The 25,586-nt window shown below is 64.2% G+C and carries 21 protein-coding genes; 7 read left to right on the top strand and 14 right to left on the bottom strand.

Annotation, left to right across the window (positions count from 1 at the left end):
- Window positions 1-219 precede the first annotated feature (219 nt).
- The 3 genes from M0D43_RS17895 to M0D43_RS17885 all read left to right on the top strand — a co-directional run bounded on the left by M0D43_RS17895 (window position 220) and on the right by M0D43_RS17885 (window position 3,722).
- Entirely contained in the window at window positions 220-1,617 is a 1,398-nt protein-coding gene (locus tag M0D43_RS17895; RefSeq protein WP_252162441.1) for a trypsin-like serine peptidase, read from the top strand.
- A gap of 565 nt (window positions 1,618-2,182) precedes the next feature.
- Complete coding sequence (locus tag M0D43_RS17890; protein WP_252162440.1) at window positions 2,183-2,581, top strand: hypothetical protein; 399 nt, start codon at window positions 2,183-2,185, stop codon at window positions 2,579-2,581.
- A gap of 136 nt (window positions 2,582-2,717) precedes the next feature.
- Window positions 2,718-3,722, top strand: coding sequence for an MBL fold metallo-hydrolase (locus tag M0D43_RS17885; protein WP_252162439.1), 1,005 nt, complete (start codon window positions 2,718-2,720; stop codon window positions 3,720-3,722).
- 48 nt (window positions 3,723-3,770) lie between these two features.
- Here M0D43_RS17885 and M0D43_RS17880 read toward each other — a convergent pair whose 3' ends face one another.
- The 5 genes from M0D43_RS17880 to M0D43_RS17860 all read right to left on the bottom strand — a co-directional run bounded on the left by M0D43_RS17880 (window position 3,771) and on the right by M0D43_RS17860 (window position 13,662).
- Complete coding sequence (locus M0D43_RS17880; protein ID WP_252162438.1) at window positions 3,771-5,288, bottom strand: tryptophan halogenase family protein; 1,518 nt, start codon at window positions 5,286-5,288, stop codon at window positions 3,771-3,773.
- 40 nt (window positions 5,289-5,328) lie between these two features.
- On the bottom strand, window positions 5,329-6,375 hold the full coding sequence (locus M0D43_RS17875; protein WP_252162437.1) for a cupin-like domain-containing protein: 1,047 nt from the start codon (window positions 6,373-6,375) through the stop codon (window positions 5,329-5,331).
- A gap of 10 nt (window positions 6,376-6,385) precedes the next feature.
- Window positions 6,386-7,138: a SapC family protein gene (locus M0D43_RS17870; protein ID WP_252162436.1), complete on the bottom strand. Its 753-nt coding sequence runs from the start codon at window positions 7,136-7,138 to the stop codon at window positions 6,386-6,388.
- A 331-nt stretch (window positions 7,139-7,469) separates the two neighbouring features.
- Window positions 7,470-10,628, bottom strand: coding sequence for a TonB-dependent receptor (locus tag M0D43_RS17865; RefSeq protein ID WP_162300917.1), 3,159 nt, complete (start codon window positions 10,626-10,628; stop codon window positions 7,470-7,472).
- Between the two features lie 1,042 nt (window positions 10,629-11,670).
- Window positions 11,671-13,662 (bottom strand): M1 family metallopeptidase, encoded by a 1,992-nt coding sequence (locus M0D43_RS17860; RefSeq protein ID WP_252162435.1) that lies wholly within the window; start codon window positions 13,660-13,662, stop codon window positions 11,671-11,673.
- Between the two features lie 326 nt (window positions 13,663-13,988).
- On the opposite strand from M0D43_RS17860, the gene M0D43_RS17855 reads away from it, so the two are divergent.
- Window positions 13,989-14,798: a C1 family peptidase gene (locus tag M0D43_RS17855; RefSeq protein ID WP_252162434.1), complete on the top strand. Its 810-nt coding sequence runs from the start codon at window positions 13,989-13,991 to the stop codon at window positions 14,796-14,798.
- Window positions 14,799-15,157: 359 nt separating this feature from the next.
- Here the strand turns inward: M0D43_RS17855 and soxR are convergent, their stop codons facing one another.
- On the bottom strand, window positions 15,158-15,598 hold the full coding sequence (gene soxR, locus M0D43_RS17850; RefSeq protein WP_101361683.1) for a redox-sensitive transcriptional activator SoxR: 441 nt from the start codon (window positions 15,596-15,598) through the stop codon (window positions 15,158-15,160).
- Between the two features lie 99 nt (window positions 15,599-15,697).
- Here soxR and M0D43_RS17845 point away from each other — a divergent pair, with 99 nt between their 5' ends.
- The gene (locus M0D43_RS17845; protein WP_252162433.1) at window positions 15,698-17,038 is read left to right on the top strand and encodes an MFS transporter; all 1,341 of its coding nucleotides are present in this window, start codon (window positions 15,698-15,700) and stop codon (window positions 17,036-17,038) included.
- Window positions 17,039-17,602: 564 nt separating this feature from the next.
- Here M0D43_RS17845 and M0D43_RS17840 read toward each other — a convergent pair.
- From M0D43_RS17840 to pdxH, 8 genes are all read right to left on the bottom strand, one after another.
- Complete coding sequence (locus tag M0D43_RS17840; protein WP_101361685.1) at window positions 17,603-18,769, bottom strand: glutathionylspermidine synthase family protein; 1,167 nt, start codon at window positions 18,767-18,769, stop codon at window positions 17,603-17,605.
- Window position 18,770: 1 nt separating this feature from the next.
- Entirely contained in the window at window positions 18,771-19,343 is a 573-nt protein-coding gene (locus M0D43_RS17835) for a DUF1190 domain-containing protein (RefSeq protein WP_101361686.1), read from the bottom strand.
- A 12-nt stretch (window positions 19,344-19,355) separates the two neighbouring features.
- Window positions 19,356-19,760, bottom strand: a complete 405-nt coding sequence (locus tag M0D43_RS17830) for a DUF350 domain-containing protein (protein ID WP_101361687.1) — start codon at window positions 19,758-19,760, stop codon at window positions 19,356-19,358.
- Between the two features lie 37 nt (window positions 19,761-19,797).
- The gene (locus M0D43_RS17825; RefSeq protein WP_252162432.1) at window positions 19,798-20,475 is read right to left on the bottom strand and encodes a YjfK family protein; all 678 of its coding nucleotides are present in this window, start codon (window positions 20,473-20,475) and stop codon (window positions 19,798-19,800) included.
- Window positions 20,472-21,554 carry a potassium channel family protein gene (locus M0D43_RS17820; protein WP_252162431.1) on the bottom strand — a complete coding sequence of 361 codons (1,083 nt, stop codon included), beginning with the start codon at window positions 21,552-21,554 and terminating at the stop codon, window positions 20,472-20,474. The genes M0D43_RS17825 and M0D43_RS17820 overlap by 4 nt, the downstream gene beginning before the upstream one ends.
- Before the next feature lie 25 nt (window positions 21,555-21,579).
- Complete coding sequence (locus M0D43_RS17815; RefSeq protein ID WP_252162430.1) at window positions 21,580-22,353, bottom strand: PspA/IM30 family protein; 774 nt, start codon at window positions 22,351-22,353, stop codon at window positions 21,580-21,582.
- Window positions 22,354-22,365: 12 nt separating this feature from the next.
- Entirely contained in the window at window positions 22,366-22,782 is a 417-nt protein-coding gene (locus M0D43_RS17810; RefSeq protein ID WP_012445807.1) for a YjfI family protein, read from the bottom strand.
- A 180-nt stretch (window positions 22,783-22,962) separates the two neighbouring features.
- The gene (gene pdxH, locus M0D43_RS17805) at window positions 22,963-23,562 is read right to left on the bottom strand and encodes a pyridoxamine 5'-phosphate oxidase (RefSeq protein ID WP_252162429.1); all 600 of its coding nucleotides are present in this window, start codon (window positions 23,560-23,562) and stop codon (window positions 22,963-22,965) included.
- Window positions 23,563-23,730: 168 nt separating this feature from the next.
- Here pdxH and M0D43_RS17800 point away from each other — a divergent pair, with 168 nt between their 5' ends.
- Entirely contained in the window at window positions 23,731-24,273 is a 543-nt protein-coding gene (locus M0D43_RS17800; protein WP_252162428.1) for a shikimate kinase, read from the top strand.
- Entirely contained in the window at window positions 24,270-25,382 is a 1,113-nt protein-coding gene (gene aroB, locus M0D43_RS17795; RefSeq protein ID WP_252162427.1) for a 3-dehydroquinate synthase, read from the top strand. The genes M0D43_RS17800 and aroB overlap by 4 nt, the downstream gene beginning before the upstream one ends.
- Window positions 25,383-25,586: the final 204 nt, after the last annotated feature.

The raw sequence follows: 25,586 nt of genomic DNA, 5'->3' as shown, positions 1-25,586 counted from the left end.
CCTGGGAGCCAACGCACCGTCCGGGGCCGACGACATGACGGCCCAGTGGATGGCAGACTCGTGCGGGCACTGTATTGATAATGACCTTTCATGCCCGAACGAGATTTTCAGCACATATTGAGTTCCAGACTTTCGCTACTCTCGTTCAGCGCTAACGCTAGCGCCCGCTTGTTGCAGCCCCCGCTGCAGCCTGCCGATCCCTGACGAGAAGGACTACCCATGAATCGCAAGAACGCGATGTATCTGGCGCTGTTTTCCGCTATTTCCGGCACCGCAGCGGCAACGCCGCCCACCGAGATGGATGCAGCGCCGGTGACCGCCGCGCCGCAGGCGGCCAAGCTTGGTGCGGCAACGTTGCAGTCGGCAAGTTTACGGGGCGGCATCCTGCCCACACGCGTGGTGCAACTCGCCGCGCCCACCAGCACCGAGATGAGCCCTGTGCGTGAGCGCCGCATTGCGCAGGTCAAGCATGGGCAGCCGTTGCAGATCGGTTTCTCACGGGCAGTGACGCAGCCGTCGGTGAATCTGTCCAAGCTCGATTGGCAGATGGCCGCCGATGGTTCGCGCGTCGCCAGCTTGAAAGTCAGCTCCGCACAGGCCGCATCGCTGCGTGCATCACTGGTTTTGCGTGGCGCTGGCGCAAGGCCTGGGGACCCATCCAAGGTGACGCTGCGCTTTGCCGGTAACGACGGTCGCGTGTTCGAGCAATCCGGCGCCAGCTTTACGACCAGCGGCAACGACATCGGTTGGTCGCCGACGGTGAGTGGCGAGTATCTACTGGTCGAACTGTCGCTGCCGGCCGGCCTGTATCCGGAGAACTTCAGCCTCAGCATTCCGCAGCTATCGCATCTGGACATCAGCCCCACCGCCAGCCCGCGCGACATGATGACCATTGCCATCGGCGAGAGCGATTCCTGCGAGAACGACATCGTCTGCCGCGCCAATCCCACGACCGGCTTTAGCAGCGCCGCAAAGGCGGTGGCGCGCATGGTGTTCACCACCAGCCAAGGCTCTTTCCTGTGCACCGGCACGCTGCTCAACAACAGCAATTCGCCCAAGCGCAATCTGTTCTGGACCGCAGCGCATTGCATCAGCACGCAGACCGTAGCCAACACCCTGCAAACGTACTGGTTCTACGATGCGGCCAGCTGCAACGGCAGCGCGGCCAGTTCGCAGGCAACCACGTTGACGGGTGGCGCGTTCCTGCGGCACGCCAACACCACGCGCGACACTGCGTTGCTGGAGCTGAAAACTGCCCCACCAAGCGGCGCGTTCTATGCCGCCTGGAATAGCGGGGCGATCGGCGCCACCGGCACTTCCATTGTCGGCATCCATCACCCAGCGGGCGACGTCAAGAAGTATTCGCTGGGATCAGTGACTGCATTGAGCGGCTCCATCGATGGCAAGAGCCCGCTCTATCGCGTGGTCTGGAACGACGGCGTGACCGAAGGCGGCTCATCTGGCTCCGGCCTTTTCACCGTCGCCAGCGATGGCGCCTACCAGCTGCGCGGCGGCCTGTACGGTGGCTCTTCGTACTGCACCGCACAGACGGCTCCGGATTACTACTCGCGCTTCTCGGACGTGTATTCCACCATTTCCACCTACTTCGGCCAGTAAGCGGCCAAGCGGCGTGGCAGGCGATGTCGCGCCTGCCACGCTTGATCGCGCTTCGCTCGGCACCGCGATTGCCGGGCGAAGCGCTTTTTGCTTGGCGATCGGTGCTTGCATGATGGATGCAATGCCCCGTTCGCACCTGCGTTGCTGGATGCCTACACCGTGTTACCACGTGCTCACGGCAACGCCGTGACGCGCTCGCGTGAGGGTTGGCTCCATCGCTAGTTTTCTGCAGCCTCGCGCACCAAGCCAGCGGGCGCGCTGTTGCCCTCACCATGCCTATACAGACTCCAGTTCTGGCGGCCGGGCAGCGCCTGGTTGGGCTCGACTGCACTACAGCCTTGAAGATGCAACAACTGTCACACGCAAGCCGCAATGCTCTTCTTGCGACCACCCCATGGTGCGCCGGGCATTCCCACTAGTCGGATCGAGGCCACCGCTGCCCGAGTTCCACATCATCGGGGCGAGGTTCGCCGTTGAATTCGCCCCGCTCCACCCTGTGCAAACCTGGGCGGTACGGGGCGCGATGCTGCAGACTTGTTGGGTCTCCTTCCACCAATCGCCGCTCATGGTTCGTATACGTACCGCACTGCTCGTCATCATCCTTGCTGCCATGGCGCTGCAGACCACCGCCCTGGCAGCTGGCAAGCAGGCCGATCGCGAGGACATCAAAGCCTATGCGCTGCAGCGCTGCCTGGACAACAACTACACGCGTAGCGGCAAGTACGCGCCCGACCAGTTGCGCGACCGCTCGTATCTGCTCACCACCTATGCGATGGATAACGCCAAGGCCGGCGCTACCGATCGCCTGCATCGTTTCGTCGACGCCAGTACGGCGGGCTTCGACAAGAGCGAGGTTCCGATGAAGGACCAAGCGCGTCGCGGCCCGTTCAACCGCATCTTCGCGCAATGCATGGCGTTCTATCGTTCGCCGGCGTTGAATCAATTCATTGCACGCGAATTCTGAGCTTGGCGACATGAGCAGCGAAAAAATAGCGCCTGGACTGCTGTCTCCAATCGCTGCCAGCGACGCCTGCCGTACTGGGGATACAGCAAGCAGAATTGCATCGGCACTCAGCACACCCACATCGACAGGAGCCGCAATGACCGCATTCCAGCCATCCCGTTCCCGTCGCGCGCTGCTGCGCACTGCGTTAGCTGCCGGTGCGCTGACGGCGGTTGGGCAGCTCGGCGCCACGCGATCGCCTACGCGACAAGGGCTGTCGCAGACCGACCCCGGGCTACCAGCATCATTTCCGGCCAAGGGCAGCGTCCTGGTGCTGCTGGGCACCAAGGGTGGCCCGACGCCTTCGCCCTTGCGGGCCGCGGCCGCCAATGCGTTGGTGATCGACGGGCAGCCGTATCTCATCGATTGCGGCAACGGGGTGGCGCAGCAACTGGCCAAGGCCGGCATCCGCCTGCCAATGCTGCGCGATATCTTCCTGACCCATCACCACTCAGACCACAACGCCGATCTGCTCAACGTGGTGTGGCTGGCCTGGGCCAGCGGCCTGCAGACGCCCGTGCATCTGTATGGGCCACCCGGCATCGCCAAGATGGTGGATGCCTTCGTCGAGATGAATGCCATTGACATCGACGCGCGCATCCGTGAGGAAGGCCGCACGCCGTTCAAAGCACTCATTCATGTGCACGAGTTCGACCAGCCTGGCACTGTGCTGAAAACCGATCAGGTCACCGTGACCGCCACCCTGGTGGACCATTACACGCTCAAGCCGGCGTTTGCGTACCGGTTCGACGCGCGTGACCGCAGCGTGGTGTTCTCCGGCGATACGCGCTACCTGCCCGCGTTGGCCGAGTTCGCGAAGAACACCGACATCCTGGTGCATGAGGTGATGTATCTACCGGCACTGCAGAAGATGCTCCAGACCAACGACAACGCGCCCACGTTGCTGGACCATTTGCTCAAGAGCCATTCCACCAGCGAAGAGGTCGGCAAAATTGCGGCTGCGGCCAAGGCGAAGATGCTCGTGCTCAATCACTTCGTCCCTGGTGGCGATGCGTCCATCACCGATGCGATGTGGAGCGAAGGGGCGCGGAAGCATTACGCCGGCCCGATCGTGGTGGGCAAGGATTTGATGCGGCTGTAGCGCAGGTACGCACAGCACCCGCTCCCAACTGTCGCCAGGAGGCCGGCGCTAGACGGGCACCGGGCTGCGCATCCCCCACACCTGTGCGCCCGCCTTGCAATAGCGCTCGATAAAGGCCTGTTGCGACGGCATCTGCTGCACGGCGTGCTGGATCGGCTGGGCGATACCATCGAGCAGACGGCGCAGGTCGTGGTCGGAGAACGCGCGCGTCAGCGGGTGGTGTTGCTCGGGCGCAATGCCCTGCCCCATCAGCACGTGAGTCCAGGAATCGACACGGAACAATTCATCCGCGCCTTGCCACGCATGTGCGCGTTCGCGCCAGGCACGCAGGCGCAACGCGAGCGATTCGGGCAGTTCCATCTGCCGGCATTGCTGCCATAGCGGTTCATCGCGCTGAGTGGCGTGGTAGTGCAAAGTGACGAAGTCGCGCACGTGCTCCATTTCAGCACGGCTGACGTCGTTGAACAGCTGCACCTGCGACGGCGCGATGCCTTCGGCCGGAAACAGCGCCAACAGCCGCACCACCGCAGAGATGGTGAGGTGGATGCTGGTGGATTCCAGCGGCTCGATAAAGCCGCTGGCCAGACCGAGCGAGACCACATTCTTGTTCCAGGCCTTGAGCCGGCGGCCGGTGCGGAACGGCACCATCCAGGGGTCCTTGACGGCAGGCGCGGCGACATCGCGCAGCAGCTTGGCGTGCGCTTGGTCATCGGACAGATGCTTGCTCGAAAACACCAGGCCGTTACCGACGCGATGCTGCAACGGAATATGCCAACGCCAGCCGGCTTCGTGCGCGATGGCGCGGGTATACGGCACCGGCGGGCCGACGGCTTCGGTTTGCACCGCCACCGCGCGGTCGCATGGCAACCAATGGCTCCAGTCTTCGTAGCCGGTGTGCAGCGTCTGCTCGATCAGCAGACCGCGAAAGCCGCTGCAGTCGATGAACAAATCGCCTTCGATCACTTGCCCGTCTTCCAGCACCAGGCTGGCGACGTCGCCACTGTGCGGCTGCACGGTCACCTGCTGAATCTTGCCTTCCATACGCTTGACGCCACAGGCCTCGCTGCGCGTACGCAGAAACTTGGCGTAGAGCGCTGCATCCAGGTGATAGGCGTAATTGACCGCAGGCTCGCCATGCAGCGCAAAACGGTCCACGCGCGAGGCCACGGTTTCCAGGCAGTAATCTCCAAAGCTGCCCGGCATGCCGCGGCGTTGACTTTCCAGCCACAGATGATGGAACGCGCACACCAGGGTACTCTGCCCCGTGATGCCGAACGGATGGATGTAGCGCTCGCCCTGACGCCGCCAGTGCTCGAACGAGATCGACAGCTTGAAGGTGCCGGCCACCGCACGTAGAAATTCCTGCTCGTCGATCTGCAGAAACCGGTGGAAGGTCCGGATGGGTGGCACGGTGGATTCGCCCACACCCACAGTGCCGATCTGCTCCGACTCGACCAGGGTGATGTCCAGCAAATCGCGGAATTGATGCGAGAGCGCACAGGCAGCGATCCAGCCGGCCGTTCCACCACCGGCGATCACCACCTTGCGAATCTGAGCCTGAGTCACTGCGCGTTCCTGTCAGATGGGTTGAGAGCGGTGTTGCACATCAGCGGTTCAACTTGCCGATCAGCATGGCGCGCAACTGTCGTGCCAGCGTTGGATCGATCGGGCCCAGCGCATGTTGCGCCGATTCGGGCAGGTGTTCGCCGGCACGTTCGGCCGGGCCGAACACGTAGTAATCGAACAGCGCGCGCCACGCCTGCTTCTCTGCGGCGGGGCGGTCGCGGATGGCCCACAGCGCGTGGTAAAGCGCCGGCATCCCTGCAGGCAGTTGTGCCGGCGCGCTGCTCCACCAGTAATTGATCAGTACGTTGAACGGGTGCAGCGACTCGACGTGATGCCACCACATGCTAGGGATGAACAACGCATCGCCCGGTTCCAGCACCACGCTGCGTGCGTGTGGCAATGCATCGGCAAAACGCGCGAAGCGCTGCAGATCCGGGCGGGCGAAATCGACCATGCTCACTACCTGTCCGCCAGGCGTGGGATCGAGCGGGCCTGGGTAGAGATTGGCCACCTGCTCCGGCGGAAACAGCGTAAAGCGCCGTCGCCCCACTGCGCAGCAGGCAAGATTATCCAGCGCATCGTAGTGACACGAGGCGATCACACGGTTGCCGATCCAGATGCTGGGCTGTACAAGGCTGCCGTTGGCAGCGACATCCAGGTCGTTGTCTGCACGTAACCCAGGGAGGTTGGCATCCACCGGCAGCGAGGCCAGATAGTAGGTGGGCGGCTGCACATCATCGCGGTGTGCAGCGATGGCATCCAGCAGCGTGCTCAGGCTACCGCGCTGCACCTCGAAGTTGAGCGCGCTGCAATCGTCGCGATAGAACGGGCGGCTGCCGATATCCGGGCTGCCATAGGAATACGGCAAGGGGCGCCCGGTATCGCGCGCGCGCAACAGCGCCATGGCGTCCTCGGCGCTGCGCAGCCCGGCTTGCACCAGCGACCAATTGCGCGCGATGCCACGCAGCACCACCGGCTCGGCGGCGTCGCAAAGTTCGGCGAGCGGCAATGCGTCCGGGCCGCAATCGCTACGCTCGGCGATGGCGGTGCTTGTGGCGGTAGATGGATCGGCGGCACGTGCAGCCATGCGCTCAGGCCTACGCGGCCGCGGCGTCGCTGGGCGACTGCTGTAGGCGGCGCTGCTTCTCGGCCATCAGCCGGCGCACATTGTGCAGCGATGCCAACATCAGGAAGGCACCTTCCAGATAGCCGGCCTGATGCAATTGATGCAGTGCTTGTGCATCCAGTGCCGCAAGCCGTTCGCGGTCGATGGCGAACAACCCCTGCAACTGCGTGGCGTGGCTGGCATCCAGCGCGACGTCCAGGCGCACCGGCTGGATCAAGCCCAGCGCGTCGAAGGCAGCCGCCATCGCTTGCCCTGCATCCACGCCCTCGCGGATACCGCGCAGCACACCAATGATTTGCTCCAGATATGGGCTGTGCCCGCCTTGCGGCAGGAACACCGCCTCGCCCTCGCTGCGGCTGACGCGCGGATGCTCAAGGTCCACATGGATCACCGGCTCCTGCACCAGGGTGCCGTCGATGTTCTGCTCCTGAAAACCGATCAAGAACGGCCCCTTGGCAACGATGCCGGGCAGATAGCTGGCATTCCAGCGCCCGTCCTGCAGAAACAGGTTCTCGTCCTGTGCAAAGCCAAGTAGCGCCACGGCCTGGTAACCACTCCCGGCCGGATCCTGCCGGAAGAACAGCGGGTACTCGCGCTGCAGCTCGGCGTATTCGGTGACGAAAGCCGGCACCACGCCGACCGCATCGCCGAATTCCGCACCAAAGCGCAGGATCACGCGCAAGTCGTGATGCGCCACGTTGTTGAGCACTGCGTATCGCGTCATCTAGAACTCCAGCAGCCGTCCGTCGCGCAGGGCTGCAGTCATGAAGGGATTCGGTCGCACGCATTCCCCGCGCGCATGGCGGTACTGAGCATTGCCAAAAATGTGTGCGCCGGCAAGCCGCAGGGCAGCAATGCGCTGCGTCACTGCGAACGCAAGCGTGCAGGTCGTGGGTGCGCACGGCGAGGGTGCCTGCACAGGCACAGACAGAAGACCGTGCCACCCCTACACGGCTGCGTATCGCAAGCGAGCAGCGGCGCCGCAACCGGTTGCGGCCGCCATCACACGATGGCGGCCGCAGCGGCTACAGCTTAAAACGCCTCGGCGTGACGACTCAGAACGCGTACCGCACGCCTAGCGTGTAACGCGGCTGCTGGTCGATCAGGCGGATGATCTGCTTCTCCGAGCGGCCATGCCAGCGCACGTCTTCACCGGTCAGGTTGATCGCCTCAAAGCCCACTGACAGCTGCTTGTTGAATGCGTAGCTGACGCTGAGGTCGAACTGCTGATAGGGCTCAACGTAGTACGGGTTGCGGTTGGCATTGTCCTGGTTGGCCGCGATCAGGTATTCGTCACGCCAGTTCCAGGCCAGGCGCGCGCTCCAGCCATATTTTTCGTACATCAGCATGACGTTGGCGGTGTCGCTCAGGCCGAGCAGCGCGAACTGATCGCGGTCGATCACGGTGTTATCGAACGCCACATCCCCTTCCACGATGGTGTAGTTGGCGTAGATGCCGAAACCGGTGCTACCGAAGAAGTACTGGCCACCCAGTTCCCAGCCGTGGATGTTGGCCTTGTTCTGGTTAATTGGCCGGGACACGTCGAACTGATACAGGGGGTCGGAGGCATTGCCGGCGATATCGTAGGCGTTCTCCAGCGCCAGGCTCTGCGCCGAACTGCCGTTATAGGCGTTCAGCCCGCCGGTAGCAGCCGCATTGCGCAGCAGGGCCATTGCCGCGAACAGCGAGGTGTCGTTGGCCGAACATGCACCCGCGACATCGTTGCCGGCTGCGCCCACCTGCGCGGCACAGGCACCACTTTGCAGGAACGCCAGTGCAGCCTGGGCATCCGGCCCCGAGGTGGGATCGGTCAGTCCGTACAGCGATTCACGCGTGACGGTATTGCCGATGAAATTGCTCACGCGCTTGTTCCAGAACGTCGCTGACACATAGCTGGCGTCAGCGAAATACCACTCCAGCGCCAGATCGAGATTGTCCGATTCCAACGGATCGAGTGTGGGCGTCTGCGAGTCGCCACCTGCGCGGTTGGACGGGTTGATCAGGATCGAGCCGTTAGGGGTATTGGGCGTGGGGCCTGCGATGAGATTGTTATACGGCGCGCGCGCAATGGTCTGACCGAACGAGGCACGACCTTTCAGCTGATCGGTGAAATCGATGCTGAAGTCCATGTTGGGAAGGATGTAGTTGTAGCTGGTCTTCTCGCTGAAAGGCTGCTGGTCGGTGGAACGGATCAACTGGAAATCGTTGTTGGAGAGCCACAGCAGCGCGGTAGGCGTGGCCACCTGCGAGGTGGATTCCACGTCGGTGCGCTCATAGCGCAGACCCAGACGCGTATTGGTGGTCATCCCGGCGATGGCACCGGCAATTTCCAGTTGCACGTAGGCCGCGCGGGTCTTTTCTTCCACCCGGTTGTCGGCGGTGTATTGCGGGTTGTAGCGCGTGGTCGCGCCGTACTGGCTTCCGCCCCACAGGGCCAGTTGATCGGCATCGCCGCGCCATGCACTGGACGCCGCGCCGCTGGGGTTGAAATCCTTGAACATGCCGGTGATGCTCACCGGCTGCAGCAGTGCGACCATTCCCGGCTCGTTGCCCGCATTGGCCACGCCCCAATCGCCCAGCGGCGAGTTGGTCTCGCTGACACGGCGTTGCATGGTGGTGTTGGTCGAGCTCACGCCAAACTGGAAGCGCCCGTCGTCGAAGTCGAACTTGCCGTCCAGGCGTCCTTCCTTGGTTTCGGTCACCTGCTTCTGATAGAAAATGCGCAGCACCTGCGAGCCGAGCTCGGCAGGTGTGAAAGCGGGATTGACCACGCCATTGGTGTTTGCCAGCGAATCGGCTGCGGTGGGATACCAGGTGCGTGCGCCGATCGGCAGAGAATTGTTGAACCACAGTTCCTGTCCCCATTGGCCGCCGCAGTACGGTCCATTGGTGCAGTTGTTGGTGCCGGCGAAGCTGAAGTAGGTCGCGCTGCCGCCCGTCGTCGGGTCATTGGGCAGGCTTTGGGTCTTCGAATTGTGCGCATCGAAGCTCAGCTGGAAGCGATCGCTCACTTGCCAATCCGCATTGAAGCCCAGCGAGCCGAGTTTGTACTTCTGCTCGTTGCGCTGTTGCTCCATGCCGAAGTCCTTGGCGCCGTTGGGCACATCGCGCAGATAGACCGGCGTGGCCACGGCCTGGCCGGTATCGAAGGTCAGATCGGTAAAGCTGTTGGCGCGCTGCAGCCAGATGCCCTGCTCGCCGCGCTCTTCGCGAATTTCGTTGGCCGAGTAGGTGTAATCGAGGGTCAGGGTCAAGCTATCGGTAGGCGCGAACTGCATCACCGCCTGGCCGTTCATGCGTTCGCGTTGGAAATCGGCGAATGCGTAGCGCAGATCGTTGGGCATGCCGTACAGCTGGCCGATCGCCGGTGCATTGGTCACCACCGCGTCCGGGCGCAGCGCCGGGTCGGTGCCGGTCCAGCGCTGGATATTCCAGGTGTTTTCGGTGGCCTGCACCGAACCGCCGTGGCGCTTCTGGTAGCTGGCGCTCAAGCCGATACCAAAGGTCTTGTCCGGGTTGGTATAGCTGAAGATGCCCGACACTTCCGGGGTGAGCGAATCGCCGAAGGGTTCGGACCGGTCCGACACCATCTTGGCGCCGGCATTGGCCACCACGCCATCGTGATTGAACGGCTTGTCGGTCTGGATGTTGATCGTCGCACCGATGCCGCCGCTGGGCGCTGTCGCGCGGCTGGTTTTGAACACCTCGATGCCGGTGATGGCTTCGGAAGCGAGCTGGGCGAAGTTGAACGCGCGCGTGCCGACATCCACACCACCGATCGGTGTCTGGCCGGGCGCACCGAACGCATCGGCGCCGGGAATCAGACGACCATTGAGGGTGACGGTGTTGAACTGCGGCCCGAAGCCGCGTGCGGTGACCTGCGCACCTTCGCCATCGCGGCGCTCGATGGAAATACCGGTGATGCGCTGTAGCGATTCGGCCAGATTGGTGTCCGGAAACTTGCCGATGTCCTCGGCGCTGATCGCATCCACCACGCCGGCGGCATCGCGCTTGATGCCCATCGATTGGTTGAGGCTGTTGCGGATACCGGTCACGTTGACGGCATCCAGGGTGGTCGCAGAATCGCTGCTGGACTGCGGCGCTGGCGCAGGCGGCGGAGCGACATCCTGCGCAAACGCGGGATTGATGACCAACAGGCCGCCAACGAAGGTGAACATGGCCTTCGACTTGAAGCTGTTCAACGTACGACGCATCGATGTGTCCTCGGGAGTGGAGTCCAAACGCCAACGGCCGATATCGCGAAATGCGATACGGCGGAATCAGGGCCACCGGCAAATGAGCCATGGCGACCGCTACTGCACCTACTGGAGCCACCAATCGAACGCGGATGCAGCTGCCACGCGGGCGCAGCGGGCGCTCGGATCGGACGTGCGCTATTGGCACGCCTCCCGCTACGCCGCACCACATCACCACTCGACAACCGCTCTCTACGTTGTTTCAGCTGCCCTTCGCTCTATCCCCTAGCGCGCAAGCCGCCGATCGCCCCTTCGATCGTTGACCTGCGATATGCATGCGCTTCTACCCGGCACAGCAATGACAACGCTCTGCCCTTGCTGCGTTTGTGACGGGTGCTGTGCACGGTGTGTCAGCCAGTGATAGCGCTAACATGCCGCGCAGACTAGTCAGGGCACAAAGCGCTTGTCACCGTGCGTTGCAGCATAGTGATGGCTGTGCATCGTTACAGCCGATACGGCAGTCGCTTGAGCCCGCATGCAGTTGTCAACGCTGGCGGGGCTGTAAGCGTTATCAAGGCATTACGCAAAAACCGGCCAGCCGCATGGCGAAATTTGCACAATGAAATTGTCGGGATGGGTCTTGATAGGGTGATTGCGCAAACCCACGAACGGCAGCCCCATCGCGCGGCTTGATTGCGATTGCCAGGCTCGGCAATGCACCTACGCAGCAGCAAGGTGCATGTGCCATGCCGCTTGCACGTTTGCGAACGTGTCAGTGCAGCAGCAGGGATCTCGCACGCACGAAGACGGCGCAATCTGCGCAATCGATTGCGCCGTCATTGGAGCGGCAAATAAAAAGTCGTCAGTCGTCGACGGGCGGACAGCGACAGTGCGCAGGAGCCTCAGCGGATGAGTGCTTCCTAGTGATGCGAGGCAGCGGCTGCGCTCGTCTGGCGGTAAACGCAGGCGTTTTCCATCTGCCCTCTTCGTCGTCACCGCAGTGGGCCGCTGATGCGACCGCGCCTGCGGCCGCGTCAGCGTGCATGCCCTGTCGTCACGCTCAGCCGGTCACGTCCACGCGCGCATCGCTGCGGTCGGCGTCTGGTAGCGCATGGTCCGGATCCAGCGTCACGTGCAGCACTTTCTGCGTGGTCGGTAGGTTGACCGTGGGCGTGGCGGTCTGCAGCCAGGTTTCCACCGGCACGCGCCGGTCCAGATGGCTGCCATCGGCCAGATCCGCACGCAAGGTCACCGGCATCACCAGCTTTTGCCGGCTGCGCAGCGTGACTTGCACGCCCTTGGACGGGTCGTGGTCGACGTAATGCGCTTCGCTGATGCCCATGTCCAGCTGCCAATTGTTGAGATACCAGCCGCGCCACCACCAGGACAGATCTTCGCCACTTTCGCTTTCCATCAGCCGGAAGAAATCCGACGGCGTGGGATGCTTGTAAGCCCAGGTGGCGATGTATTTGCGAAACGCAGGATCGAAGCGCGCCGGCCCCAGAATCTGCTCGCGCAACAGCACAAGTCCCAAGGCGCCCTTGAAGTAGGTCAGCGAATGGCGATAGGTCTCGCTGGTGGAATCGGCGTTGTCCATCAGCGTCGGTGCATGGGTATCGGCCAGCAGCGGCAGGATTTCGTCGACCGGGTTGCCGCCTTTCGGTGCGTATTCCGAATCGCGCTTGGGCGCGTATTCGCCTTTGTTGAACGCATCCGATGCATACACGTCGATAAAGGTGTTGAAACCTTCATCCATGAAGGCATGCCGGCGCTCGTTGGAGCCCACGATCATCGGGAACCAGGTGTGGCCGATTTCGTGCGCGGTGATCCAGAACAAGTCCTTGCCGCCGTCTTCGAAACCGTCGAAAACGATGCCCGGATATTCCATGCCGGCGCCATAGCCGCCCAGATTGATCGCTGCCGGCCACGGATACGGGTACCACTGCGAAAAATGTTCGATCGCGCCTTTGACGTATTCGGTGGACCGGTTCCACTTGTCTGCACCCACGCCTTCCACCGGGTAGACCGACATCGCCAGCGACTGCTTGCCGCCCGGCAACTTGATGCGCGCCGCGTCCCACACAAACGCCGGCGATGCGGCGAAAGCGACATCACGGGTATGGTCCATGTGGAAGCGCCAGGTCTGCGTGCCCTTGCCCGCCGGCTTGCCCGCACGTGCAGTCACTTCGTCAGGCGTGCGGATCAGCACCGTGCGGTCGCTGTGGCGCGCCTGCTCCAGGCGTTGCTGCTCGGTGCGGCTGAGCACGTCCTGCGGGTTGGTCAGCGCGCCCGAGCCAGCGACCAGAAAGCCCTGCGGCACCGTGACGGCATAGTCGAAATTGCCGTATTCCAGATAGAACTCCGATCCCAGATACGGTTGCGTGTCCCAGCCGCGCAGATCGTCGTACACCGCCATGCGCGGGTACCACTGCGCAATCTCGTAGATCTCGCCTTGCTTGCTGGCACTGACCGCAGTGCGGCCACCCCACGTGCCGGGAATCGTGTAGCGGTAACGGATATGCAGGGTGAGCGCCTTGCCCTGCCCGGCCAGCGGTTGCGGCAGATCCACCCGCATCCGCGTGTCGTCGACAACGAAATGCGCTGGCTGGCGGCGCCCACCTTGATCGATCTCGACACTGGCGATCTGCATGCCCTCGGTGAACTCTTTGCGCTTGAGCGGCCGGCTGGCAGCAGCGCGCGCATCGGCACGGTAGATGTTCTGGTCCAGCTGCAGCCACAGCACGTCCAGCGTGTCGGGGCTGTGGTTGGTGTAGGTGATGGCGGCTTCGCCGCTGAGCGTGTGCGTCGTCGGGTCGATACTGGCGCGAAGGTCGTAATCGGCGCGGTTCTGCCAGTACAGCGGACCGGGCACGCCACTGCCGCTGCGGTAGGCAGTGGGCGCGTCGGGCAGCTGCAGCGGGGCGAACAAGGCCAGCGGATCGAAGCTGCTGGCCGAGCCGGATGCATTAATGACAGCCGCGGCAGACGCCTGCGCGGACAGACAGGCCAGAGACAGGGTGACGGCGAGCGAGCGGCGCATGAAGGGGAACATACCGGATCCTGCGACATGGGGAACGCCCATGCTACGGGCGAATCCACCCGCGATGGCACTGCCATTGGTCCCGGTCGGCCTCGGCACCGGTGCTGCGCTTGACGGCAGCTGCGACGCCCCGCAGGACACGCCCTGGCCGGTCAGACATCGCTTCTTGCCAACGTCGGCACTGCCCGTATCGCTCCGCGCACATCACCCCGGCGCGAAGCGACACTGGGGAGGCGCATTGTCGCTTCGCTCCTGACGACATCCCCCAGCAACATCGATCTCGGTGACGCCGGACTGCATGCTATTAATTACGCTCATACCGTTTTAGCGAAGTTCTGATGACCGAAAAAAGTGCAACGACCAAGCCGACCGACGCTGCCGCGTCCCGGCCCCATTCCACGCGCAACTACGGCTGGAAACCCGATCTGCCCGACCACCGTGACCTGTCCTACGCCACGCCGCAGGCTCAATCGTCCCTGCCGCCGCACGTGGACCTGCGTGCGACCTGCTCGGCGGTCGAAGACCAGGGCCATCTGGGTAGTTGCACGGCCAACGCGCTGGTCGGAGCGCTCGAGTTCCTCGAACGCAAGGACGGCGTGCCCCTGACCGACCTGAGCCGGCTGTTCGTCTATTACAACGAACGTGCCCTCAACGGCACCGTCGCGCAGGATTCCGGTAGCGAGCTGCGCATCGGCATCAAGACGCTTGCCCACCAGGGCGTCTGCGCCGAGGCCCTGTGGCCGTACGACATCAGCCTCTTCACCAAGCGGCCCAAGCCGGAGGCCTACACCCAGGCCAAGCACCACTGCATCACCGCCTATATGCGCCTGCGCACGCTCGGCGACATGCAGGCCTGCCTGGCCGACGGCTATCCGTTCGTCTTCGGTTTCAGCGTCTACGAATCCTTCGAATCGGACGAGGTCGCCAAGACCGGCGTGGTGGAGCTTCCCGAGCCACACGAGAAGTTGCTCGGCGGCCACGCGGTTCTGGCCGTGGGCTATGACAACGCCTCGCAACGGATGATCGTACGCAACTCCTGGGGCACCAAGTGGGGCCAGCAGGGCTACTTCACGATGCCCTACGCCTACGTGACCGACCGCGACCTCTCGGACGATCTGTGGACCATCCGCCGCGGCGCCGGACTCTAGACGTGTGATGCCGCACCTCATGCTCTACAGCGTGAGGTGTCTATCGAGGCGCGCAGGCTTGGTGTCCGCCAAGCCTGCGCCCTACAGCCCTCCCGCATACCGCTGACGGCCAACGCGTCTGGCCTGCGGATGCGCCACACGCGGCAGGCGTCATTGCATCGGGGTGTTCCCGTCTGGGGGCCATCGCCACCATCGCGGCACTGCCACCGACGAACAGCCTGCGTTCTTGCTGGGTCAATCCGGCGATCCTGCGGTGGCGACTGCAGTCGCTGTCTTTGGCAACCGATTGGCAACCGAAGCGCCCTTACTGCGGGTCGCCCGAGCCTGCCCGGGTTGAACAACCCGATGAGAGACCGCAGTCAGCCTGCGCCGCGGCGTGGCCACGCGCCGACGCTGCCATCGGCCAGCACGTCGTCCGGATTGCTCAGCCGGCAGCGGCGCAGCGACAGACAGCCGCAACCGATGCAGTCGGTGAGCTGGTCGCGCAAGGCCTGCAGTTCGTTGATCCGCGCATCCAATTGGTACCGCCAGCGCGCCGACATGCGCGCCCATTCCGCACGCGTGGGCGTACCTTGCTCAGGCAATACAGAGAAGGCATCGAGCACCTGCTGCAACGGCACACCGAGCCGCTGCGCCACGCGAATCACCGCAATCCGCCGCAGCACATCGCGTCCATAACGGCGCTGGTTGCCGGCGGTGCGCAGGCTACTGATCAAGCCTTTGCGCTCGTAAAAGTGCAGCGCCGACACCGCCACGCCACTGCGCTTGGCCACCTCGCCCACGGACAACTCACGCTGCATTGCCTTGACCTCAACCTAGGTTGAGGCAGGATGCTGCGCGGCCATCACCGGTGCAAGCGCCTGTGTCATGGCTCTACACACTTTTTCCCTGGATGTTCGATGCCCATCGAAACGCAGCCCACCTCCATCCTGGCCCCGCCTTACCGCGCGGCAACGCTGGGCATGGTGGCACTGGTGTCGCTCAACGCCTTCGAGTCGCTGGCAGTTGCTGCCGCGATGCCGACGGTGGCGCGCGAATTGAACGGACTGCCGCTGTATGCGTTGGCATTCGGCGGCACCCTGGCTACCAGCGTGGTCGGTATGACCGCAGCCGGGCGCTGGAGCGACCGTCGCGGCCCCGGCGGTGCATTGGCTGCCGGCTTGCTGTGCTTTGTGATCGGCCTGCTGGTTGCCGGCCTGGCACCGAGCATGCCGTTGCTCATCGTCGGGCGTTTGCTGCAGGGGCTGGGTGCCGGCGCGTATTCGGTGGCGTTGTACGTCATCGTCGGACGGCTGTACCCGGAAGGTCTGCGCCCTCGCGTATTTGCCGCGTTTTCGGCCGGCTGGGTGGTGCCCTCGTTGATCGGGCCAGGCATCAGTGGATGGATCGTGCAACATGCGGGTTGGCGCTGGGTGTTCCTCTCGGTGCCGCTGCTGGCGATTCCAGCTGGATTGCTACTGTGGCCGGCGCTGCGCGGGCGGATCTGGACAAGCGAGGTTTCCGACGCGGCAACTGCATCCTTGGGCTGGGCCGTTGGCGCGGCGCTGGGCGTGCTTGGGGTGTATCTGGGCGGGCAACTGCACGGCATGCTGGTGCCGGCCGCGATGCTGCCGGCGCTGCTGCTCGCGGTGTATTGCGCCTGGCATCTGCTGCCGGTCGGCACGTTGCGGCTTGCGCGCGGGTTGCCCAGCGTGATCGCGCTACGTGGCACTGCTGCCGCTGCATTCTTCGGCTTTGAGGCCTTTTTACCGCTATTGCTGTCGCGCGAACGCGGGCTCTCGCCGCTGCTGGCAGGTGTGGCGCTGAGTGTGGGCGCATTGGGCTGGTTCAGTGGCTCGTGGTACCAGGGCCAAAGCCGTGCCGGTTGGTCGCGCCCCCGCCTGCTCAAGATCGGGGCGCTGCTGATGACGCTAGGGATGGCGATCAGTGCAGGCGCGGTGTGGCCAGCGATTCCTGTGTGGTCGGCAATCGCCGGCTGGGCACTGACCGGCCTGGGCATGGGCCTGCTGTATCCCAGCCTGTCGGTGGTGACGCTGTCGCTGTCGCCACCAGCACAGCAAGGCACCAACAGTTCTGCTTTGCAATTGAGCGAAGCCATTGCGGTGGCGGCCATGCTGGCACTGGCCGGCGCAGTGTTCGCCGCGCTGCTGACATCGGCAACCACCGCCGCCTACCTGAGCGTGTTCGCGTTGGCGTGGCTGCTGGCGGTGGCAAGCTTTTTCTTGGCGCGACGCATTTAATCGCTGCGGCGGCGAGCGCGGGCATCGAAGTGACGCAGTACGGAGGGTGCTGATATAGCTTGGTCGGTCGATTGCATCAGGCCAATGGCGTACTTGGCGCGTACGCTCGGCACGAATGATGCGACCTCCACGCTCACTAGCTAGTCCAGACATCGCGCACGACTCGCCTAAATGCCGCAGCGATGCCTGCGCCGAGCACTTTGCCGATCCTGCCGGATCGCGTTGATCACTAACGAAAAAGGCCCCCTGCAACCGATTGGTCATTTTTTCGCCACCCATCTTGACAGCGTTGCAGGCCGGGACCTGCGCGCACTTGTCCACAGCCTTGTGCAACGTCCATCCACAGGGGGTGTGGAAAAGATGCGTCGCCTTGCATGCGCCGCAGGCCTTGCGCGCCGCTGGCGACTGCGTCACGTGCGACAGGCAGATCCATCGCGACGGCCTAGTGGCTGCCGCCAACACGCTGGGCGTCATCCCTGACGCTGTATCCAGATTGACGCAGAGACGCTTGGGTCCCGCGCGTACATCGCCACTTCGCAGCGGCGATGTACGCGCAACTGCGCATCAATCGGTGATGACGTGCGGCACGAAGCGCGAGGTGTCGCGAGTGATCGGGCCATCGTCGTCGCGCATGCCCAATCCGGCGGGACGATCAGCGACAACCCAGCTCCCCACCAGCGCATGGCGCCCGTCAAACACCGGCAGCGGATGATGCGCTTGCAGGATGGCCGCCCCATCCACATATGGGCCATCGGTGTGTGCGGCCTCGCCTTGCGCAGTGACCAGCGCGATGTTGGCCCCCTCGCGCGACAGCAGCGGCTTGCGGACCCAGCCTGCAGTCGGTGCTTCACCGGCTTGCGCAAAGCGGGCGGGCAGCAGATTCGGGTGGCCCTGATGGCGGTCCCACAGCAGCGGCAGGATGCCTTTATTGCTCAATACCGATTTCCAGGCTGGCTCGATCAGGCGTACCCGGTCGGCGATCAATGCCGGCCCGAAGCGTTCTTCCATCATGAATTCCAGCGGATACAGCTTGAATAGCGTGTGGATCACCCGATCCTGCTCATCGGTGAACCAACCCTCCGCACTCAGGCCGATGTCTTCGATGGCGACTTCTTCGGTGCTGATGCCCACCTGATGCGCACAGTCGCGCAGGTAACGCACGGTGGCGCGATCTTCCAGCGAGTCGCGCACTGCTGCAAAATGCATCTGCGCGCCGATCGCGCCATCCACCGCCAGCGCGCCCAACGTTTCGCACAGCAGATCCTGGATCAGGTTGTACTGATCGGTGCCCTTGGGCAGCGCACCGCTGGCGATCTGCTGTTCCAGCCACAACCACTGGAAATATGCCGACTCGTAGAGCGAGGTCGGGGTGTCGTAATTGAGTTCGTACAACTTGGCCGGGCCGTCGCCCGAATACGCCAGGTCCATGCGGCCATACAGATGCGGGTCGCGCTCTTTCCACGAGTTGGCGATCCAGTCCCAGTAGAACGGCGGAATGGCCAGCTGCGTCATCAACGCTTCCGAGCCCACCACCTCGTCCACCAGCTGCATCGCCATGTCGTGCAACTCTTGCGTAGGCGCTTCGATGTCGTCTTCGATCTGCCGCAGCGAAAACGCGTAGTACGCGCTTTCATCCCAATACGGCTCGCCGTCGATGGTGTGGAAGTGAAAACCCAGCGATTCGGCCTGCGTGCGCCAGTCCGGGCGTTCGGGGATCAGGATGCGTTGCATGTCAGCCGCCGAAGCCCGAGCTGCGCCCGCCGCTGCCGAATGAACTACGGGCCGCTGCGCTGGAACCGAAGCCCGAACGCGACACGGTGATGGCACGCGTGGGCATGTCGATACTGCCGCTGCGACCGCGCACCGTACCGATGCGACTGCTGGCCAGATCGCCATTGGGCTTGTAGTAACCGCCACTGCGATAGTCGCGATACAGCGGGATCGAGCCGCCATAACGGTAGCCGCCGCCGCTCATATTGCCCAACGCATAGCCCAGCAAGAACCCGCCCATCGGCGGGATCCAGCTCTGCTGCCCTTGCGGATTGGTGATCGCCGTGCAGCTGCCGAACTGCGCATCGCACTCGTAGCGCGTGGTGAAGCGCGGCGCGGCCTGCTGATGCTTGGCCACCGCCTCGTCGTAGGCCTTGAGGCATTGCTGGATGTCGGTTTGTTCCTTCTTGATCTGGTAACAGTCCGAGGCCGACTGCAGCACCACACCGGTCTCCGGCTCCGAGCCGCAGCCAGTGACGAAGGCGGCCGGCAGCGCGGCCATCAAGGTGAGTTTGAGATTGCGTGATCGCTTCATGCCTGCGCTCCGTTACGGCGTGATCGCCGCGGCGTTGATCAACCCGACCGCGATCGACACGCCGGCCGAAAAAATACCGGCAGCGGTGACGTTGTCGGTGATCTGCCGCGAGATGCGCCCGGCCACCAGATTGGCCAGCAGATACGCCACCACCTGGATACCGCAGGCCACCAGGCCCCAGATCAGCGCGTCGACCAGGCTCACCGAATGGGTAATGGCCGAATGCAGCGGCAGCGCCACACCGATCAAATTGCCGGCCAGCGCGGTGGCCGCGGCCATATTGCCCTGCCGCAGCAAGGTGAAATCCTTGTGCGGGGTGACCAGGGTCACCAGCACCACCGAGACGATCAACACACCCAGGCCGGTACCGAAATAGGAAAGAAACGCGAGAAAACTCTGCAGATTGATCGGATTCATGACAGGACCAAGGTGGGTGGAAGACAAGCGCGCGCGCTCAGGTGATATCCAGATCGGCGACGGTGACATCGATACCGACCGCATAGGTGACGCAGAATTCGTTGGGGCCGGAATCCTCACCGGTCACCAGCAGAAATTCTTCGCGCTGCAGCTCTGGCACGTCTCGGCTGTAGAGCATCGCGTAATGGGTCAGATCGCCATCGCGGCGCGGCGGCTGGTAGCGGTACAACACTTCGTCGTAGGCGATCGGCGGAATCCGCGACGCGTCATCGGTGGATTGCGTGGCGCGCTGCCACTGCTTGCCCGCGTACTCGATCTGCGCCGCACCAAGGTGCGGATGCTGCATCACAAACTCCTGAAACGCCTGCTTGCTGGGCGGATTCACCGTCTCGCAATAGACGAACGCCTTCATCGCTTCCAGATCGCCGCCCACGGTGGTGACCTGCAAAAACGCATCGTCGTCCAGGTAGAACCGATGCAGCGCATAACCATCGCCCAGATTGACGTGGCCGTAGCACGGAATGCCCTGATGCCCGCCCGGCAACTCGGCGGTCATGGCCTCGGGCGCCATGCGGTACAGGGTGGTATCAATTTCCACCTGGCCACCGACACGCAGCCCCAGCGGCAGCGTGTGACCAATCGCGCCACTACCGGAAGTGGGCAGCGGCGGCGGTTGCGGTTGACCGAACAATTTGCTGAAAAAACTCATCGTCATACACCTTGTGGCGATGTGGAAATGGGGGACGCCTCGCTGCGCATGGCCTGCCAGGCGATGGCGTGGGCCGGCACGCGCTGCTCAGCCAGGTAATACAGCATGGCACCGGCGGCGACAGCGGTGCGTGCTGGCGGGTTCAAGCGTAATGCGCCATCAGGTGCGCGCAGACCCAGCAGCAATGCGCCGCGCTGGCTGAAATCGGCCGCAAGTCGGCTGTAATCCAGTGGTTGGACATTCGCGGGGATAGCAAGACTGAACTGGGTGGGGCCATCGTCTACCGATAGCAGCTCGGCGGTGATCGCCGCGCTGCCCGGATCCTGCGACGCACGCGCCAGGATCTCGGCGGTCATCGGGCGCGTGCATTCGATGGCCGGATAATGGCAATTGACCAGTCGCGCCGCGCTGGCCGAATCGAAGTGCGCCACGACATGCGCGGCCGGCGCATGCGCCATCAACGCGAACACCGCCGCCAGGGTCTGGTCGTCGGAGGGCGGGTTGACGATCACCCGCGCCGCGCCGGCAATGCCGGCACGCAGGTACACCTCGGTATGCGTGTACGACTCGGCGGCGATGAAGCGCATGTGGTCGGGCATCGGATTTTCCGCCACGCCCTCGGCGATCAGCACCACGCCTTCGTCATCGGTGGCGGTGTCGGACAGCAGCAATTCCAGCAGGCGCGTGGAGGCGGCTCCCTGCCAGCCGATCAGAATGTTGTGCCCGCGCAGGTCTGCATAGGCCATCTTGCCCATGTGGTGGCGCCTCCAGAAAGTGATGAGCACGCCGCTGGTCTTGGCCAGCACCGTGGCGAACAACGCCACCGCGCCCGGCATCAACACGAACGCGGCGATATAACGCCCGGCCACCGAACCCGGCGACAGGTCGCCGTAGCCGATGGTGGTGGCAGTGGTCATGTAGTAGTACGGAAATGCGTCCAGGCCGACGAGCTTGTGCTCGCCGGCCCACAGCAGCAGCAACCAGCTCAGCCCCATGTGCGCCAGCAGTGCCAGCGCCACCACGCCCCAGCTGACGCGGCGCACGTGGCGCCGCACTACCCGGAACAGCCGTCCAACGATGATCATGGCGCATCCTGTGCCGTGCGATGGATCAGCTGTCGCTGCGCGGAACCTGCTGCACGTCGCGCACCTGGCCGATCAGCGGCGCGCTGCCGCTGGTGCTCTCGTGACCCAGCTGCGCGGCCGGCTTCTTGAAGCGTGCCAGCACCGCAGCGGCGTTGGATTCGCCTTCCATCAGGCCAGCCGCAGCCAGACGCCGATTGAGATCGCCATCGCCGGTGGACGATTCGAGTTCTTCGGCCGATTCGATGCGTGCCGAGGTTTCGGCCTGACGCGCCTTGATGCGCTCCAGCGATTCCAGCGCCGAGCCCATCTTGCTGCTGGCGCCGGAATGGCGCGCGGCAATGGCCGCCTGTGCCTTCTGCACCGCGTCGGTGGCCTTGACCGTATCGATCTGCTGACGCATGCCGCGCAGCTGGTTTTCGGTCTTCTGGATAGTGGCCTTGAGCGTTACCACCGACTGGTCCAGCGCGGTCTTGGATGTCTTGTCGCCGGCATCCTCGCTTTCCAGCGCAGCCAGCTTGGCTGCCACATCGTGCGCCAACGCTTCATCGTTCTTGGCCAGCGCACCTTCGATGTAGCGCGTGTATTCGGCCATCTTGCCGGCGCGCGCGTCGATCTTCTGCTGGGCCAACTTGCTCTGCGCCATCAGCTTGGTGAGCTCTTCGCGCGAGCGCGTGAGCTGGGCGCCGGCATCGCGCATTTCCTGGTCCAGGATGCGCAGCGCATTGGCGTCGACCGCCTTCTGGCCGGTTTCGTGTGCGGTACCACGCAGCAACGTGATCAGCTTGGAAAAAATACTCATGACAACACGCCTTTAGGAAAAGAACGGCTTGAGAGATTCGGCGGCTTCCAACGTATTGGCCGCCAGGGTCTGGATTTCTTCGTCGATCTGGTCGAGCGTCGACGATGCCGACAGTTCGCCGAAGACCACGTAGCGGTCCTCGCCGTCGACCTGGACCAAGCCCAGATTGGACAGGGGGTTGAGCGGATTCAGGCGCAGGCAGGCGTCGTTGAAGGCGGCGCGGTCGTTGACGTGCTCGGCATGGGCCAGCAGCGTGGAGACAAAAACCTGTGAGCCGGAAGCGGCAACCTGGATCTGCATGTCGCCGTGGTCGGCCAGGGTGAGATTGATGGCCGGCTCCAGGCCGTCGATCAGTTCGACATGGATTGGGTGGCCACGGTAGCGCTCGGCCAGCAAGCCGTGCAATTCGACAGTGGTGTACTGCGTCATACGATGTCCTGTCCTTTGGTCATGCGGCGGTGGTGATGCAGCAAGAGTCCTGCAACGACCGGACATACTACAGACTGCCGATGACCCTCAGAAAGGGCCGAAGCTCAGCTAGCCGGGCGCGCGGCAGGTGAGGCAAACCGCTCGTTCAGCTGGCTCGCAGCCCGATGCCGGGCTGCGGACTCACGGATACAGCATCCGCTTGCTCCAATGGCTGGCCGCGTCGGCCTCGTAGCGCCAGCGCTCGTGCAGGCGGAACTTGGCGCCGTACCAGAACTCGAACGCCTGCGGCACCACCCGGAACCCGCCCCAGCCATCCGGACGCGGCACCTCGCGGCCCTCGAAGGTCGCCTCGACCTTGGCAAGGGCCGTGTCGAACTCTTCGCGCGAACCCAGCGTCTGCGACTGCAGCGAGGCCCACGCGCCGATCTGGCTCATGCGCGGGCGCGAGGCGAAGTACGCATCGGATTCGTCCGCGCTCACCAGTTGCACGCCGCCTTCGATACGCACCTGGATGCCGGCCTCACGCAGGCTGCGCCACAGGAACAGCAGCGCCGCTTGCGGGTGGGTCTGCAGGTCGCGGCCCTTTGCGCTGTCCAGATGGGTGTAGAACACGAACCCGCGCGCGTCGAAAGCCTTGAGCAACACGGTGCGCGCGCTCGGCCGACCATCGACGTTGGCGGTGGCCATGGTCATCGCGCTGGCCTCGAGTTCGGCGCTGTTCTGCGCCTCGGCATACAGTGCGGCGAAGGTGGCAAGAGCTTCTGCGTACAGATCGGTCATGACGGTGCGTGGCAGCCAGATGGATGCCTATTGTGGGCGCATCGCCCGCGCTTCGCCTATGTACCGCGATCGAATCGCCGGACCGTGACCCGATGCGTCTGGCCGAAGCGGGGAATTGATCCGCACCATCGGCCCGGCCCGATGGTGCGAATGCTACGATCCCTGCGCATGAACCCCGCACCCAATCTCGTGATGGTCGGCCCGATGGGCGCCGGAAAAAGCTGCATCGGCCGTCGCCTGGCCGAGCGCTTCGGGCTGGAGTTCGTCGATGTGGACCAGGCCATCGTCGAACAGGTGGGCAGCAGCATCCCGGCAATCTTCGAGCAGCATGGCGAAGCCAGGTTCCGGCAGCATGAGGCGGAGACCTTGCAGGCGCTGCTGGAACAGGACAACAAACTGATTTCCACCGGTGGCGGCGCGGTGCTGGATCCGCACACCCGCCAGCGCATCTGCGCACGTGGGTTTGTGGTGTATCTGCATGTCAGCGTGCCGGCGCAGCTGACGCGACTGGCGCGCGACCGCAATCGTCCGCTGTTGCAACGCGCCGACCGCGAGCAGGTGCTGCATGCGATGGCCGCGCACCGCACGCCGCTGTACCAGCAGGTCGCCGACCTCAGCCTGGAAACCGATCATCTTTCCCCCGCCGAGGCGACCGCGCAGTTGGTGCTGCGCCTGGCCGCGCGATGGCGCATGTCGAGTCCCCCCGCATGACACTTCCCCGTTCCTCGCGCAGCGTCGATGTCGACGGTGCGCAGCCTTACACCATCACCATCGCGCCCGGCCTATTAGCCGACGGCGCGCGCCTGGCCAGCCATGTGCGCGGTCGCCACGCCCTGCTGCTCAGCGACTCGCAGGTGGCCCCGCATTACGCGGCAGGCGTACGCGCCGCGCTGTTGAACGCGCGAGCGGACCTGCAGATTGGCGAACTGGTCATCGCCGCTGGCGAAGCCTCCAAGACGCTGGATACCTTTGGCTCTGCGATCACCGCGCTGGCCGAACTGGGCGCCACCCGCGACGCCTGCGTGTTCGCGCTGGGCGGCGGTGTGGTCGGCGACCTGGCTGGCTTTGCGGCGGCGTGCTGGATGCGCGGCGTGGACTGCGTGCAACTGCCCACCAGCCTGCTGGCGATGGTGGATTCCTCGGTCGGCGGCAAGACCGCGGTGGACATCCCGCAGGGCAAGAACCTGGTCGGCGCGTTCCATCCGCCGCGCGCGGTGATCGCCGACACCGACACCTTGCGCACCCTGCCCGCGCGCGAACTGCGCGCCGGCCTGGCCGAGGTGATCAAGTACGGCGCCATCCGCGACCCGCTGTTCTTCCAGTGGCTGCAAGCCGAGCGCCGTGCGCTGCTGGACAGCGATCCGGCCGCGCTGGCGCAGGCCATCGCCCGCAGCTGCGAGCACAAGGCCGAAATCGTGGCGCGCGACCCGTTGGAAAAAGGTGAGCGCGCCCTGCTCAACCTGGGTCACACCTTCGGCCACGCCATCGAAACCGAACAAGGCTACGGCGCGCCCGGCAACGACAACCTCAACCATGGCGAAGCCGTCGCAGTCGGCATGGTGCTGGCGGCGCGCCTGTCGGCCGCACTGGGCATGAGCGATGCGCAGGACACCGAGGCCTTGCGCGCCCTGCTGCACGACTTCGACCTGCCCACCGAGATCCCGCCAGGTCTGACCCCGGAGGCCCTGCTCGCACGCATGCGGCTGGACAAGAAAAACATCGCCGGCCGCCTGCGCCTGGTGCTGTGGCGTGGTATCGGCAAGGCCGAGGTTGTGCCGGAGGTGGAAGAAGCGGCGGTGCTGAAGATCCTGGCGGGCTAAGCGCCCAGCGCCGGCGCCTGCGTCACACGGCGCCCATTGGGTTGGGTGTGACCGGTGGCCATCCGCAGCCAGCGGCTGGGTGTAACGCTGGATCGCCGGCCGCCTGCCGATCCGCCTCACGGCGGGGCGCTGCCGGCGCGCCGTCCCTGAGGCTGCGCCCCCCGTTCGCTTCATCGCCCAAGCACCTCGACCTTGGTTCGACGA

It is taken from the genome of Xanthomonas prunicola (genome assembly GCF_025266575.1).
Taxonomy (GTDB): Bacteria; Pseudomonadota; Gammaproteobacteria; order Xanthomonadales; family Xanthomonadaceae; genus Xanthomonas; species Xanthomonas prunicola.
This window is presented reverse-complemented; position numbering and strand designations above follow the sequence as displayed.